General features: G+C 39.6%; 12 protein-coding genes. 7 read left to right on the top strand and 5 right to left on the bottom strand.

What is annotated here, in order from left to right:
* Positions 1-345 precede the first annotated feature (345 nt).
* A complete protein-coding gene (locus AAEY68_RS19990; protein ID WP_010554506.1) occupies positions 346-873 on the bottom strand; it encodes a sugar O-acetyltransferase in 528 nt (175 codons plus the stop codon).
* A 159-nt stretch (positions 874-1,032) separates the two neighbouring features.
* Here AAEY68_RS19990 and AAEY68_RS19985 point away from each other — a divergent pair, with 159 nt between their 5' ends.
* The 4 genes from AAEY68_RS19985 (at position 1,033) to AAEY68_RS19970 (ending at position 6,851) form a co-directional block, all read left to right on the top strand.
* Complete coding sequence (locus AAEY68_RS19985; RefSeq protein ID WP_010554507.1) at positions 1,033-1,797, top strand: DeoR/GlpR family DNA-binding transcription regulator; 765 nt, start codon at positions 1,033-1,035, stop codon at positions 1,795-1,797.
* Between the two features lie 40 nt (positions 1,798-1,837).
* Positions 1,838-3,658 carry a glutamine--fructose-6-phosphate transaminase (isomerizing) gene (glmS, locus tag AAEY68_RS19980; RefSeq protein WP_007580413.1) on the top strand — a complete coding sequence of 607 codons (1,821 nt, stop codon included), beginning with the start codon at positions 1,838-1,840 and terminating at the stop codon, positions 3,656-3,658.
* Positions 3,659-4,577: 919 nt separating this feature from the next.
* A complete protein-coding gene (locus AAEY68_RS19975) occupies positions 4,578-5,255 on the top strand; it encodes a Shedu immune nuclease family protein (protein ID WP_350586740.1) in 678 nt (225 codons plus the stop codon).
* Positions 5,256-5,549: 294 nt separating this feature from the next.
* Positions 5,550-6,851, top strand: a complete 1,302-nt coding sequence (locus tag AAEY68_RS19970; RefSeq protein WP_024592454.1) for a DEAD/DEAH box helicase — start codon at positions 5,550-5,552, stop codon at positions 6,849-6,851.
* Positions 6,852-6,948: 97 nt separating this feature from the next.
* Here the strand turns inward: AAEY68_RS19970 and AAEY68_RS19965 are convergent, their stop codons facing one another.
* On the bottom strand, positions 6,949-8,346 hold the full coding sequence (locus AAEY68_RS19965; protein WP_024592455.1) for a hypothetical protein: 1,398 nt from the start codon (positions 8,344-8,346) through the stop codon (positions 6,949-6,951).
* 32 nt (positions 8,347-8,378) lie between these two features.
* A complete protein-coding gene (locus AAEY68_RS19960; protein WP_350586739.1) occupies positions 8,379-10,790 on the bottom strand; it encodes a TonB-dependent receptor in 2,412 nt (803 codons plus the stop codon).
* A gap of 141 nt (positions 10,791-10,931) precedes the next feature.
* On the opposite strand from AAEY68_RS19960, the gene AAEY68_RS19955 reads away from it, so the two are divergent.
* The 3 genes from AAEY68_RS19955 (at position 10,932) to AAEY68_RS19945 (ending at position 13,867) form a co-directional block, all read left to right on the top strand.
* The gene (locus AAEY68_RS19955; protein ID WP_024592456.1) at positions 10,932-11,348 is read left to right on the top strand and encodes a MerC domain-containing protein; all 417 of its coding nucleotides are present in this window, start codon (positions 10,932-10,934) and stop codon (positions 11,346-11,348) included.
* 146 nt (positions 11,349-11,494) lie between these two features.
* Positions 11,495-12,328 carry an alpha/beta hydrolase gene (locus tag AAEY68_RS19950; RefSeq protein WP_101162925.1) on the top strand — a complete coding sequence of 278 codons (834 nt, stop codon included), beginning with the start codon at positions 11,495-11,497 and terminating at the stop codon, positions 12,326-12,328.
* 63 nt (positions 12,329-12,391) lie between these two features.
* Positions 12,392-13,867, top strand: a complete 1,476-nt coding sequence (locus AAEY68_RS19945; protein ID WP_350586738.1) for a KAP family P-loop NTPase fold protein — start codon at positions 12,392-12,394, stop codon at positions 13,865-13,867.
* A gap of 208 nt (positions 13,868-14,075) precedes the next feature.
* On the opposite strand, the gene AAEY68_RS19940 is transcribed toward AAEY68_RS19945, so the two are convergent.
* Complete coding sequence (locus AAEY68_RS19940; RefSeq protein WP_002963088.1) at positions 14,076-14,324, bottom strand: DUF3297 family protein; 249 nt, start codon at positions 14,322-14,324, stop codon at positions 14,076-14,078.
* A 231-nt stretch (positions 14,325-14,555) separates the two neighbouring features.
* The coding region (locus tag AAEY68_RS19935; protein WP_197161945.1) for a cold-shock protein at positions 14,556-14,696 on the bottom strand (141 nt) is incomplete at its 5' end.

Raw genomic sequence — 14,696 nt, 5'->3', positions numbered from 1 at the left:
TTTACGTCTGCAGAAAAGTGAAATGTGCGTAATTAATACACACTCACATTAATACGCATCACGTAGGGCGGGCGAGCGCAGCGACTCCCTACGCTAGAATCACAACAAAATCCCTCAATATCTTAGTCGGCCAATACAGTAGCATTTGCTACGTGACTCTCCACCGCTGTGGGCACTACGACATCACCAGGCTTCAAATTGTAGAAAGCCCGAATCTAACGATTCGGGCTTTTTTACGTCTGTAGAAAAGTGAAATACGCGCAATTAACACACACTACATCAACACGCATCACGTAGGGCGGGCGAGCGCAGCGACTCCCGATGTTAAAATTACATCGAGAATAGCTACAATGTTCTTATTTCACGAGCTGGGTTACCCGCTACTACAGTATTAGGCATTACATTTTTAGTAACCACAGCACCCGCACCCACAATACTATTTTCACCAATACTCACACCCGCTAAAATAATTGCACCTGCGCCAACCCATACGTTATTGCCTAACGCGATAGGTGCTGCAAAGTTTTCCTTATTAAGCCTTTTTGCTGGATTAGTAGCATGTGACACAGCTAAAAGCTGAACGTTCGGGCCTATTAAGCAGTCATCACCAATGGTGATTGAGTGATTGGCTAATGGCGAGTCGAGAAGTGTACAATTAATATTCATAAAAGTACGATCACCAATAACTATTTGATTGCCGTAATCGCAATGAAAACCTGATTCTATAATTACACCATCACCCGACTTTAAAAATAACTCTTTGATACGTTTTAAGTTGCCTTTACTTGGGCTCTTATTAAATAAACGGCAGGTTTCACCTGCTTGCTTTCGCTGTGCTAAGTATTCTTTACTGATACTGTTAAATGACTGCATTGTATTTATCTTTATAACTTAATTAGTTACAGCTTACCGTACTTTTAGTTTTATTATTATTAGAATAAAACTGTGTTTTTTTTGCTCGTTCACTTGCCATTTAAGTTGTTTCGTTTAAAATCGCATAACTTTCGAAATGAAACTTAATTCACGAGCTTTATGACTAAACGAAACACACAGCAGCGTCGTCACAATATACTGGTTCAAGTTAATGAATTAGGTGAAGTAGCCGTTGAAAAGTTAGCACAGCAGTTTCAAACATCTGAAGTAACCATTCGAAAAGATTTAACCTCGCTTGAAAAAAGTGGCTTATTACTTCGCCGCTACGGTGGTGCTATTGCACTACCTAAAGAAATTGTTAGCGATGAAGTAGATTCAAAGCGCAAAGTCGCAATAGCAAAAGCTGCAGCAAAACTTATAAAAGATCATAACCGCATTATTATTGATAGCGGACGCACTACGGCAGCTATGATCCCTGAGCTTGCTGATAAGCGTGGGCTAGTTGTTATGACCAACGCTATTAAAGTAGCGAGTCGTTTATTAGCACTCGAGAACGAGCCGACACTTTTAATGACTGGCGGAACGTGGGATCCACATTCTGAGTCATTTCAGGGGCAAGTTGCTGAAAATGTATTATGTTCTTACGACTTTGATCAGCTATTTATTGGCGCTGACGGCATAGATGTAAAGCGCGGTACTACTACCTTTAATGAGCTAGTTGGTTTAAGCCAAGTTATGGCAAAAGCCGCTCGTGAAGTAATTGTAATGGTTGAATCAGATAAGATTGGCCGAAAAATACCAAATTTAGAATTACCGTGGAAAATAGTAACCACATTAATAACCGACGATGGCTTAGCAGACGATAAGCGCAAAGCAATTGAGGCGTGTGGTGTAAAACTAATTTGTGCAGAGATTATACAATAGCTACTCAGTAGCAAGTATTTTAAAAATTAATGGAGACACTATGTGTGGAATAGTTGGGGCAGTTGCAGAACGTCCAGTAAACAAAATTTTAGTTGAAGGCCTTAAACGCCTAGAATACCGTGGTTATGACTCAGCAGGCGTAGCATTGCTTGATGGCAACACACTTAATACTGTTAAAGCAGTGGGTAAAGTAGTTAACGTAGAAGCAGCTCTAGAAAAAGCAGGTGTTAGCGGTCATACAGGTATTGCACATACGCGCTGGGCAACACATGGTAGCGTTACAGAAGCAAATGCACACCCACATGTATCAAACAACCAGTTAGCACTTGTGCACAATGGTATTATTGAAAACCACGCGAGTCTACGTACAGCACTTAAAGCAGATGGTTACGAATTCTTATCAGACACTGATACAGAAGTAATGGTGCATTTAATTCACCAACTTCGTAAACAACACACAACGTTACTTGCATCAGTACAAGCAGCTGTTAAACAGTTTGAAGGCGCTTTTGGTACTGTTGTATTTGATAAAGACAACGATAACGAAATCATTGTAGCGCGCTCAGGTAGTCCTCTTGTTATTGGTTTAGGCCTTGGCGAAAACTTTATTGCGTCTGATCAGTTAGCATTACTACCTGTTACTCGTAGCTTCATCTTTTTAGAAGAAGGCGACGTAGCACGTATTACACGTGACACAGTAGAAATTTTTGATGCAGACGGTAACGCAGTTGAGCGTGAAGTGATTGAATCAAACATTACGCAAGATGCATCAGGCAAAGGCGATTACCGTCACTACATGCTAAAAGAAATTTACGAGCAGCCACTTGCTGTACGTAATACCCTTGAAGGGCGTTTAAACGACGACCGTGTAGCAATTGATGCCTTTGGCGAAAGCGCTCAGCAAATATTTAAAGATGTAAAACATGTGCAAATTATTGCCTGTGGTACGTCTTATCATTCAGGTATGGTTGCACGTTACTGGCTTGAGCAGTTTGCGGGTGTTAGCTGTAATGTAGAAATAGCTTCTGAATTTAGATACCGTCAGTCGTTTGTTCATGAAAATAGCTTACTTGTTACTATTTCTCAATCGGGTGAAACTGCCGATACGCTAGCTGCATTACGCCTAGCTAAAGAGCAAGGTTACATGGCCTCAATGACTATTTGTAACGTACCTGGTTCATCGCTTGTACGCGAATCAGACCTTGCCTTTATGACTAAAGCAGGCGCTGAAATAGGCGTGGCATCTACTAAAGCATTTACTACGCAGTTAGTTGGTTTGTTAATGCTTACTGCGTCAATAGCGCAAGAAAAAGGGCTTGATCAAAGCGCAATTGTAAATGCAATTAAAGTACTTCCAGCTAAGTTAGAAGAAACATTATTACTCGCTGATGGTATTGCAGATCTTGCAGAAGAGTTTGCCGACAAACACCACTCATTGTTTTTAGGTCGTGGCTCGCAATACCCAATTGCAATGGAAGGCGCGCTTAAGCTTAAAGAGATTTCGTACATTCATGCAGAAGCCTACGCCGCTGGCGAGCTAAAACATGGCCCACTAGCACTTATTGATGCCGACATGCCAATTATTGTTGTAGCACCAAATAACGAATTGCTAGAAAAACTTAAATCAAACGTAGAAGAAGTACGCGCACGTGGCGGCATTATTTACGTATTCGCAGATAAAGATTCACACTTTGAGTCAGACGACACAATGCGTGTAATCAACGTAAACCACACTGACGACATTATTGCGCCAATAGTTTACACGCTGCCATTACAGTTACTGTCGTACTATGTAGCAGTAATTAAAGGCACTGACGTTGACCAACCACGTAACTTAGCTAAATCTGTTACGGTTGAGTAAAATCAAAAGGTTATGATTGGCTGTGTAAATTGACAAGAAAGTATCACTTTGGATAATAAAGATTCATATCTTACAAAATAGTTTCATACTATTTAGGCTTGAGTTATTCTGAATTTACCAGAATGACTCAAGCCTATTAATGAAAGACTTTCTTGTTCCCGCGCCAAAATAATCGTAGAACTCAGACTTTAAAGGTAAGCTATAAGGAAATACTATGGCTAGGTTTTTACCCTAAAATTTCAGCCCAGAAAAACTAAACATTGAACTCGAAGAAGTTTTTCCAAACTGTACAGAAGTATTTTTTCTACCAACTCAAGCTGAATTAGAAATAGCCGGTAAAGGTACAGAAAAACCTAGCCAACATCGAAAAAGTATCGCAACTTTTAGCGGTCAAGATGGAATTATATCCATAACCCCTATTATTACCTTACCTACACATCCTAATTATTTAAAGCAAAAATACGATCAGATTGAATCAATTATACTAGACGTTGATTTTGGCTATAATTCAGCGCCTTATACTAAAGAGGAGGTTGTTAATTGCTTACAGCTCTTACCAAGTGGATTTATTAAAGACCTACGCTACGGATTAGGTTTAATAAAAGATTACCGCTTTATTATTTCGGCAATAGAAGAGCAAACAGATTTTAATCAAATATGGATTGGACAAGAAAAAACAGGTTGGGACTTTAATCGCGACTTATTTAATTTAAATGCGAGTGATTTTGATGAAATGCGCCGTAATTGTGACCGTATCACACGAAGAGCGAGACAAGCAGCTCAAGCAACTAAAACAGCGACAATATATAACTTGTTAGCCTATCGATTGGGAAATGAACAAAGAATACTACCCACGGATAATGATGCTATTAGTAAAATGCTCCGGATTAAGATAAACGATACCGATAAACAGGCTGCAATGAGTTTAGTCGTGGAAGACAAATCGACGGTTAAACAAACTGATCCTGTAACGTTAACAAAGTTAAAAAATGATATTGAACTTGTTTCTTTAGAACGGCTAATTTCTTCTTATGAGAAGTTACTGACTAAAAAAACCAAGGAAGATACATGGCAGCGCTTATTTAATGAAAACCCATTTATATTGAGCCTTGCCTTTGGTTACCCAGCGATAAAAATATCAGATCAAGCCAGTGTTGGCGGTAAACGCTTGTCTGGTGATGGCGAAAAGATTACCGATTATTTAATTAAGAATGGCGTTACCAATAACCTCGCGCTTATAGAGATTAAAAAGCCCTCATCAGTATTACTTAATAAAACAGCTTACCGAGGTGCAGTGTATTGTGCATCAACCGAGCTAACAGGCTCTGTAACCCAAGTTTTAGACCAATGCTATCAGCTACAACAAAACATCGCATCGATAAAAAGCAACAATAGAATTTACGATATAGAATCTTATGCAGTTCATTGCATTCTGATTATTGGTACCATGCCAAATGATGAAGACGAGCGAAAATCATTTGAAATATATCGTCGCAATTCTAAAAATGTACAAATAATCACTTTCGATGAGTTGTTACTCAAGCTTAAACAGTTACATGGTTTTTTAAATGATAGTGATAATATGAATAACCGCTAATTGACTACTTTTTAGAGTATATATAATGACTGGGGTGTGGACTTCCTAGCTTTCACTAGGTAGTTTTAGTTTAATACTGAATCATGCATCATTTTTCTCCCTTAGAAGCTAAGCTTTTAATTTAAAATTATAAAATAAGCGAAGGATTATGCTGTGCATATTATTGTTAGAAAACTTTCCGTAGTTTTTAACCTAAAATGCGCCGCTGACATTTAAATCACTAACCCCTACTTAATAAGCGCTAAATACGCTAAAATTACAGGCTACTTTTTTAGCAATAAGCCCGTAATAAATATGACCTCAGCCACAAGCCCTAGCACTTTTTCCGAACTTGGCCTTATTCCAGAGCTATTAGCTCGATTAACCGATTTGGAATATACCCAGCCTACACCTATTCAAGCTAAGGCTATACCTAGTGTGCTTGCGGGTAGTGACCTAATTGCAGGGGCAAACACGGGTTCAGGTAAAACAGCAACGTTTGCATTACCTATGTTGCAAAAAGCTTTCCTTGAGCAGGGCGCTAAAAATACTGCCAGCAAAGGTAATTTTGTAACGGGGCTTATTTTAGTACCGACGCGTGAGCTTGCTACGCAAGTGGCCGATAGCGTTAAATCGTATTCTGCTAACTTTAATGGTGCAATTAAAACAGTTGCGGTGTTTGGTGGTGTATCGGTTAATACACAAATGCAGGCACTGCGCGGCGGCGCCGATATTATTGTGGCAACACCTGGTCGCTTACTTGATTTAATCTCAAGCAATGCGATTAAGCTCGATAATGTAACTACGCTTGTGCTTGATGAAGCCGACCGTATGCTAAGCCTTGGCTTTACCGAAGAGCTGGCTGACCTTTTAGCGTTAATGCCTGCTAAAAAACAAACCATGTTGTTTTCAGCAACTTTCCCTGAGCAAGTTAAGCTATTAACGCAAGAGCTTTTAAACGACCCAGTTGAAATACAAGTACAAAACAAAGATGAAAGCACCTTAGTACAGCGTGTTTTTACCGTAAACAAAGGTGAAAAAACCACAGTTTTAGCACATTTAATTAAAATGCATAAATGGCGCCAAGCGCTGATTTTTGTGAACGCTAAAAAAGACTGTGAGCATTTAGCGGCTAAGCTTGAAAAACGGGGTGTTAATGCACAAGTTTTCCATGGCGATAAAGGCCAAAGTGAGCGAACTCGTGTAATAGAAAAATTTAAAGCGGGCGAAATCGAAGTACTTATCGCAACCGATATTGCTGCACGTGGTTTGGATATTGAAAAGCTGCCAGTGGTAATAAACTTTAATCTACCACGCAGTCCTGCTGATTATATGCACCGTATTGGCCGAAGCGGCCGTGCTGGTGAAGTAGGCTTAGCGCTTTCATTGGTTGATTATGAAGATTTGCATCACTTTAAAATAATCGAGAAGAAAAACAAACTACGCCTAGAGCGTGAAGAAGTAACCGGTTTTGCTGTAAACCAAGCAAACCTTGATGCAGCTGATGCGCTTAAAAATGAAAAACCAATGGCAAAACCAGAAGGCACAGGCAAGAAAAAGAAAAAAAATAAAGCCGATGATATAGATGATGTGTGGAGTGGCTGGCGCCGTAAGTAACAATAGAGCTAAATAAATAGCTGTAAAAACCCGTAATTAGTAAACCTAATTACGGGTTTTTTGTTTTGTGGCTTTAACTTAAAGCGTTAGTCTTAAATTAATGGTCGTGATCTTCATCTTCTGTTTCTTGTGCAATCCCTAACCAGGTAATGCTTGCCGGTGGAAAAGTTAACTCTAGCTCACTTTCAATTTCTAGGTCTTCTAGGTGTACTTGCACTATGTGTTGAGTAATTGGGTCGGCAATATAAGCAAACTGACCACTTTGCGCCACTGTCATACTAAAGCTCATTCCTTCGGGCATTGTGGTTACGTCTGCTTGAGTAATATCTACTTGGCCTGCAAGCTCCCAGTGCATTTCACCGTCATGTTCATGCCCAGTAAGTACATTTAAAAAGCCTAGGCTGTCGAGTATTAAAAAGTGTTCACCACTGGCTGAAAAAGAATAAGAAACAGCACTTGCGCCATCAGCAAGTTGCCATTCTACTTCTTCCATTTCGGCATTTTCAGGATGAATGCTAAGCAATACTGAACCACTGCCATCATGCCCTGCGGCAATACCAAAAATTGTGTCATTGCTTTTATGGCCGTACAAAGTACCAATGCGCTGATCGCCTACGGCATCTATATTTACAACTTTTTGAGCGCTGTATACATCACCTTGCTGATGGGTAATCAATACACCATCGCCACAACCAAATACAACATAATCGTGATTTTGTGCTGCGCCGTGTAAATCGGGGCAGGTTATTTCTAACGTTTGCTCTAGTTCGTAATTACCATCGTGAAGATGATAAACACCCACTTGATCGGGAAGTACTTTGGCATTAGATGTATTACTTGCATCGTCGCGGCGAATGGTTGAGAGTAAATGCTCGCCGCGAGGCTCAGCTACACCATGCATGTTAATGTCGTAGTTAATGCCAGTAAGTGTAGCTGTTGTATTGGTAATATCGTTATCGGTTAGCACTTCTACTGAGGCAGGCGTACCGGTTTCTGCATCGCCATCGTAAAATATTGCTAATTGCCCGTCGTGAGTTATTAAGTGTGTAGGACGACTACCACTTGTTAGCTCGTAGCTGCTAAACGCAGGGCCTTGCTCATAATCATGCAAGTGCTCTGCGTGATCTTCGCGCCACATACCGCCGTCTATAAACCCTAGGTAATCTTGAGTACGATTAGCAATAACAGCATAACGAAAGCCTGGTGATGCAGATAACGTGTTTGAGTCATTGTTTAGTGTAAATGTATCAAGTAATTCGTTGTTATCTAAATCAAAAAAGCTAGCTTCGTTACTGTCACCTGCCAGAACGGCCAATCTGCCTAATGAGTCTATGGTATAGCCGTCGTCATGGTCGTGATCATCATCATGATTGTGCTCGTCTTCTACAACAATAGGATCTTTTTCCACAATGTTGGTTTCTGCATCGCCACAGGCCGTAATAAATGTAGCGCTAATAGCGAGTGCAATAAGCTTTAATTGATATAGTTTTTTCATGTTTATTTCCTTTAATTATAATTTTTTAACGCTTAAAAATAACCGCGAATACCTAGCGCAAAACTACGTCCTGGACGTGGCGCTATATCCTTTACAAACGAGCTGTGCACGCGTGCTTCTGTATCTGTTAAGTTAGTGCCTCGTAGGTACACAGACATATCTTGGTTTAACACTGAAAGGTCGTAAGAGATGCTCGCATCAACTAAGGTGTAACCGTCTGTGGCTGTTTCTTGTGGGGCTGTGCGGTCTTGCTCTTGATAACGTGTTACGTGAATATGCGCACTTAATTTATCTGTTTGATAGCTTAGCTCGCTGCCAAAACGAAGCGGTGGTGTACGGGGTAAATCGCCGCCGTCTTTTAAGCGTGCACGAACGTAGTCAGAGAATACATCTAGCTTAAACTCATCTGTTAATTGCCACGCAATTTGCGCTTCAAAACCATGTAAAACTACATCATCTGTTTTAAATAAATAAACGGGTAGCTCTGATGAATGGTCGTGTTCGTCAACGCCTTCTTCTTCATCGCCATGGTCGTGTCCACTTTCGGCGAATAAACCGGTGTCTATTTGGTAATAATAGTTATCTACTTGGTTGTAAAAGGCATTTAAAATAAAGCCAACATCGCCTTGAGTTTTACGTAGGGTTAAATCGATATTATTGGCTGTTTCCAGGTCAATTGCTTGTTCAGATAAACCCAAATGGCCATCTTCATCTAAATCAAATAGTGCGCCTACTTCGTAAGTGCCAGTGCCAATATGCGGCCCAAACGATAACAACTCAGAGGCAGAAGGTGCACGTTCAGAGCGCGATACCGAAAGCCCTAAGTTATAGTTAGATGTAAAATCCCATACTACCCCTGCCGATAAACTGACTGGCGTAAATTCATGCTCTACATCAAATACGCGAGTGGTTTCTGCGCTTTCTTCGTGGCCATGATCATGCTCGTCGGCTTCTTCTGCTTCATCGTGTGCGTGAGCGTCAATACTTGGCAGCAATACGTCGCCTGCTTCAATGGTTACACGCTCAATACGCCCACCTACCTGCACTAAAAAATCACCAAAGTGCCTTTCTTCCATTAACGCTACAGCAAAGCTTTCGGTCTCTGATGGAGGAGTAAAGGCCTCTTCACCTTGTGCTTCAACATCGCTTTGCTTGTAATGAAAGCTAATACCGCCATTCCATTCGTTAAATTGGTTATGCAGTAGGTCTATGCGTAATTCGTTGGTTTCGTTTTTAAAGGTAGTGCCAACAGCGCCGCTCTCAATTTCAGCGTGTTCGTAGTCGGTATGGCCAGCGCGGAGATTTATTTTGTTTAGCCATTTATTATCTAGGTTGTACTCACCTAATAATTGCACTTTAGTTTGCTCTAAATCAGCAAATACGCTTTCTTCTTCGTCGTTGTGTTCTTCCTCTTCCTCCTCGCCGTGCGTATGACCAGGAATACCGTATTGACGATTAAATTGCTCTACTGCTAAGCCAATAAAGCCGTTATCCATTAAATAGCTAGCGCCAACAGTAAAACCGTCAGACTCTTCATTACTGTTTTCAACTTTGTAATCGCTACTATGGCCTTCACCGTCGCTATCTATATCGGCAGCTACAGGTACCCCGTAGTCATCGGCCTCACGCCAAAATGCATCGGCGTAAAAAGCCACCGAGTCTGTGCCTGTGGTGGCATTAAACGAGGCCACTTTTTGGTTATCTACCGAGTTATGTTCTAGGTTCCATTCACCACGCGTGGTGCTGTCGGTAGGTACGCGGTTATCTACTACATTAACCACACCACCAATTGCGCCACTGCCATAAAACAGCGTTGCAGGGCCGCGTAATACTTCAATTTGTTGTGCGGTAGACGCCTCCGATGCAACAGAGTGATCGGGGCCAACGCGCGAAACATCACTAACATCAAGGCCATTTTGAGTAATAAGTACGCGAGGGCCGCTTAAACCACGAATAATAGGTGTGCTGGCTACTTTACCGTGAAAATTTGTATTAACGCCTGGGAGTTTTTCAAGGCTGTCGCCAAGGGTTGCAGCTTGTTGTCGTCTTAGTTGTTCGCCAGATAAAACACTAACAGGCGATGCAGATTCCATTGCCGACATATGAATAGGGGTCGCTTCAATATCAATAACTTCAATAGGCGAGCGCTTTAAATTAAAAGTAACCGATTGGTTTTCATCATTAGTTATTGTTATATCGCGATGAAGATGCGCATAACCAGGGGCTACAACGTGAAGCTCTTTTAAGCCATTTTTTAGTTCTGTTATAACAAATTTACCGTTTTCATCGGTGGTTACTTTAAGATCTGAGCCTTCAACTTCTACCGTTGCATTGGTAACTACTTTACCTTTGTTGTTTAAAACAACGCCTTCTATTGTGGATGCAAGCACACTAGCCGGCAATAAAGCTGCTATGAGAACAGCTAATTGCGATCTACGTTTCATTTGACTACCTTGTTAGATGTTATATTATATCAATTATGCGAGTAATGTTATAATATATCAACAGCAATTAACTGATGTTATTAAAATGTCTCCTTAAAAGTAACGTTTTTGAGTGGAGACACTGATTTAGTAGAGGAAATAATGAAGTCGAGTCAAAGTGTTATGGATCGTATGGCAATAGGGTTATCGGTAATGTGCACAGTGCATTGTTTTGCAACCCCGGTTATTTTAGCGTTATTACCAAGCTTTGCTGTAATGCAAATAGATAGTGAGCAATTTCATTTATGGATTCTTGCGGCGGTAATGCCAACCAGTTTGTTGGCATTGAGTTTAGGCTGTAAAAAACATAAACGTACACGTTATATGGTGTCTGGTGTAACAGGCTTAGCTTTTATGATATTTGCCGTATTGCTAGGCCATGAAGTGCTCGAAAAAGCGCTAACCTTAATAGGCTCAGCGTTTATTGCTGTAGCCCATTGGTTTAATTATCAGCAATGTCTTAAACAGAATGACGACAACTGCCCGTGTTCAGGCAGTGAGCCAGATCAAGTGGTTTAATGCTATAAGTGCTGGTGGTTTAAACGAAAGCTATACTGGCACTTTATTTTTTATTTAAACTTTGTTTTTTTAGATAGCTTAAATATTCGCTAAAAGTACTTTAAAGTAGGTACTTAATTTATTTTTAGCTTAGGTTAACCAATACAGTGCCTCTTATTTTAAAATCTCTTTTGCTTTTAAGCGCCTTAATATGTTTTAAATTAAGCGCAAATACCCCTTATTCAATACCCCGAAGTAACGTGGTTGAGCTCATTGAGCCCGTTAGCGAGCGGGCGTATCCTGTGTATATTCAGCTTCCTAAATCATACCAAAAGCAGCCTAATAAAACGTATCCAGTTATTTATGTAACCGATGCACCGTATACCTTTCCCATCGTTGCTGGGGCTACACGATTCCCTATGAATAGTGGCAAAATGCAACAGGCTATTATTGTAGCAATTGGCTATGAAAAAGGGTCCGCTGGCTCTAACAGCCGAATTAGAGATTACACGCCTACCTTTGCAAAAGATTGGAAAAAGCAAACAGGTAATGCCAAAGGGCATATTCAGTTTTTACAAAGTACAGTCTTCCCTTTTATTGAAAAAAACTATCGGGCCAGTAACTTACAAAGAACCTACATGGGGCATTCGTTAGGCGGGTTATTTGGCGCCACTATTTTATTTACGATGCCAGATTTATTTAGCAGTTATATTATTGGCAGCCCATCTGTCTGGTTTAATAACAATGCACTATTAGCATTAAAAGTGAATAAACCAAAATTACCTATAAGGGTATATATATCAGTTGGATCTATGGAAACGCCTGCTTTTGGCGAAGGGCAAAATATGATTGAAGGTGCTGCGCAGCTTGTGCAAAAAGTTAATGCACTTAAAAGTGACAATATAGAATTAAAAAGTATTGTTATTGAAGGGGCTAGTCATGCAACTGCGTTTCCTACCACAGCAATACAGGGGCTTGATTGGGTGTTAGGTGAGCAATAAAACGTTATTTTTATATTGATTCGTACTAGTATGTTTTATTAAAAAAATTTATAAGGAAATTATATGTCGGTTGAATTATGGTCAGATGATAGGTTGAATCGAAAGCAAGAAGGACAATGGCTTGTTCATTTTTTAACGAGTAAATACGCAGTATTAGAGGCTGAGCATAGTAAAAACTATGTATTAAATGTCAATGCAGAATGGGGCTTTGGTAAAACATATTTTATTAATAACCTCGCAGAAGAGCTAAAAGAAAAGAAGCATGTAGTTGTATGTTTTGATGCATGGAAAAATGATTTTTCTGAAAATGCTTTACTTAGTTTTATTGCTGAAATAAATGAAGAATTGACTAATCAAGGCTTACTTAGTGCGACCGATGGTAAATTAGCTGGTATTGCAAGATCAATGAAAAACGCAGCACTTCCTTTACTCGGTGGCTTTTTTACTAAACAGCTTTTTGGTATGTCTCTTGATGGCGTCGAAGCTTTATTTGAAAAGGAGCAAGAGAGTGAGGGGGCTTCTGTCACAGGGGCTGAACAGTCTGGTTTGTCAAAAGATATTACTACTGTTGCTTCTTCAATCTCTACAAAGGCAGCTGAATTAGCAATAAAAGAGTATCAAACAACAAAAAATGCTATAGGCCATTTTAGGGAAAATTTAAGGCTATTAGTGGAAGGGTTAGAGGGTGAAACTTCATTTAAAGCTCCTTTATTTATTTTGATTGATGAATTAGATCGTTGTAAACCTTCTTATAGTATTCAACTATTAGAAACTATTAAGCATTTATTTAATGTTGAAGGCGTCTACTTTATTGTCGCTACTGCATCAGAGCAGCTAAGTCACTCTATCAATGCTGTATACGGAGAAAAATTTGAATCTAAACGTTATTTAAATCGTTTTTTTGATCAAGAGTACTCGTTAAAAAGTCCTGACAAAGAAGAATATTGTAACTTTATTTGGTCAAAGTATTTACCTAATGAAACAGTTTTTGTTCCGGTTTTCCAAGCAGGTAATAAATCAGAAGATATAATAAATATTGGCATACTCAGTAAGGTTGCTGAGCATATGCGGGCCGGTTTAAGGGATATTGAACAAGCCGTTAAGCTTTTATATTCAATTCAATTAACGCAAGAAAAAACTGATTATCTATTTTCATTACCCTTGTTTTATATCATCACTTTAAAAATCAGGCACCCTCAAGTTTATTCTCACTTTAAAAATGTATGGAATAGGAATGCTAAATCGGCTTTAAGTGATGAGCAGCATGTTAAGTTTATAAGCGATGAATTTGAATATAATATGGCTTTTGTTGGGAACACAGCTTATAGAATTGAGGAATCAATGCATATAATTTGCGATCCAAATACTGAGCTTACAAAGGTTTATCCGAGTCACCATCTTCGAAGTGAGCCTAAAAAGGGTCTTAAAGACTTTATTAAAGATGGAATGTTTGAAGCTAACCGCGTTCGCAACTTTAAAATGGAAAAGAACTTTTCAACTTATATACAAATAGTTGAGCAGGCCGGGCAACTATTATAATTATTGAAAGGCAGTCAGCTGAGCCACCTAGTTATTACTCTTTAGTGGCTCAACTTTTTACACGGTAATAGATTACTAATGCCACGACATTATTTTAATAAGCTGTCTTCTACTTTATTGACAACCTTAAGCGCTTTCAACCTATTAAAAGGGCACAAAAAAAGCGACTACCCAATATGGTGTCGCTTTTTTAGTAAGTCGTATTAGCTTACTTATAAAAGGCTTCAACAGTGCCTTTTCTTGTAAGTAAAAGTGGTTGTCCGCGACGATCAAGGCCTTTTGGAGATGCAAACTTTATCCAACCTTCGCTGATGCAGTATTCTTCAACATCAAAACGCTCTTTGCCGTTGAACGTGATACCAATATCGTGTTCAAAAACTTCTTCCACATGATGTGGGCTACGTGGATTAATAGAAAGGCGATCTGGTAAAGCAGGTTTTGCGGTAGTGTCGTTCATGGTCATATTCTATATTGAATGAAGTATGCGCTATTGTAGGCAATACAAAGCTTTCGCTCAAGAGAGATAGTAGTAAATGTGTTTAAAAATGTACTAATTAATGAGTTGTGTATACAAATGAGATTGCGCTTGGAAAATATTTACAGAGGAGGTTTTGAAGATATTCGACTAAATAATTATAAAGGTAAATATATTAATGGGTTATCTCTAACCCACTAAATTGTTTAGCAATTAGATGCTAACAATGTTCTCAGCTTGTGGACCTTTTTGACCTTGAGTAACAGTAAACTGTACTCGTTGGCCTTCAGCTAAAGTTTTAAAACCGTCGCCAGAGATAGCGCTAAAATGTGCGAACACGTCTGCGCCAGATTC

It is taken from the genome of Pseudoalteromonas sp. RB2-MNA-CIBAN-0110, assembly GCF_040309305.1.
Lineage (GTDB): Bacteria > Pseudomonadota > Gammaproteobacteria > Enterobacterales > Alteromonadaceae > Pseudoalteromonas > Pseudoalteromonas arctica.
Note: the sequence above shows the minus strand (reverse complement) of the source record. Positions and strands in the feature narration are given on the sequence as shown.

What these genes read in the sequence shown, in the direction of transcription:
- AAEY68_RS19990 (WP_010554506.1), bottom strand. Translation starts at nt 873, where the DNA reads ATGCAGTCATTTAACAGTATCAGTAAAGAATACTTAGCACAGCGAAAG.
- AAEY68_RS19985 (WP_010554507.1), top strand. Translation starts at nt 1,033, where the DNA reads ATGACTAAACGAAACACACAGCAGCGTCGTCACAATATACTGGTTCAA.
- glmS (WP_007580413.1), top strand. Translation starts at nt 1,838, where the DNA reads ATGTGTGGAATAGTTGGGGCAGTTGCAGAACGTCCAGTAAACAAAATT.
- AAEY68_RS19975 (WP_350586740.1), top strand. Translation starts at nt 4,578, where the DNA reads ATGAGTTTAGTCGTGGAAGACAAATCGACGGTTAAACAAACTGATCCT.
- AAEY68_RS19970 (WP_024592454.1), top strand. Translation starts at nt 5,550, where the DNA reads ATGACCTCAGCCACAAGCCCTAGCACTTTTTCCGAACTTGGCCTTATT.
- AAEY68_RS19965 (WP_024592455.1), bottom strand. Translation starts at nt 8,346, where the DNA reads ATGAAAAAACTATATCAATTAAAGCTTATTGCACTCGCTATTAGCGCT.
- AAEY68_RS19960 (WP_350586739.1), bottom strand. Translation starts at nt 10,790, where the DNA reads ATGAAACGTAGATCGCAATTAGCTGTTCTCATAGCAGCTTTATTGCCG.
- AAEY68_RS19955 (WP_024592456.1), top strand. Translation starts at nt 10,932, where the DNA reads ATGAAGTCGAGTCAAAGTGTTATGGATCGTATGGCAATAGGGTTATCG.
- AAEY68_RS19945 (WP_350586738.1), top strand. Translation starts at nt 12,392, where the DNA reads ATGTCGGTTGAATTATGGTCAGATGATAGGTTGAATCGAAAGCAAGAA.
- AAEY68_RS19940 (WP_002963088.1), bottom strand. Translation starts at nt 14,324, where the DNA reads ATGAACGACACTACCGCAAAACCTGCTTTACCAGATCGCCTTTCTATT.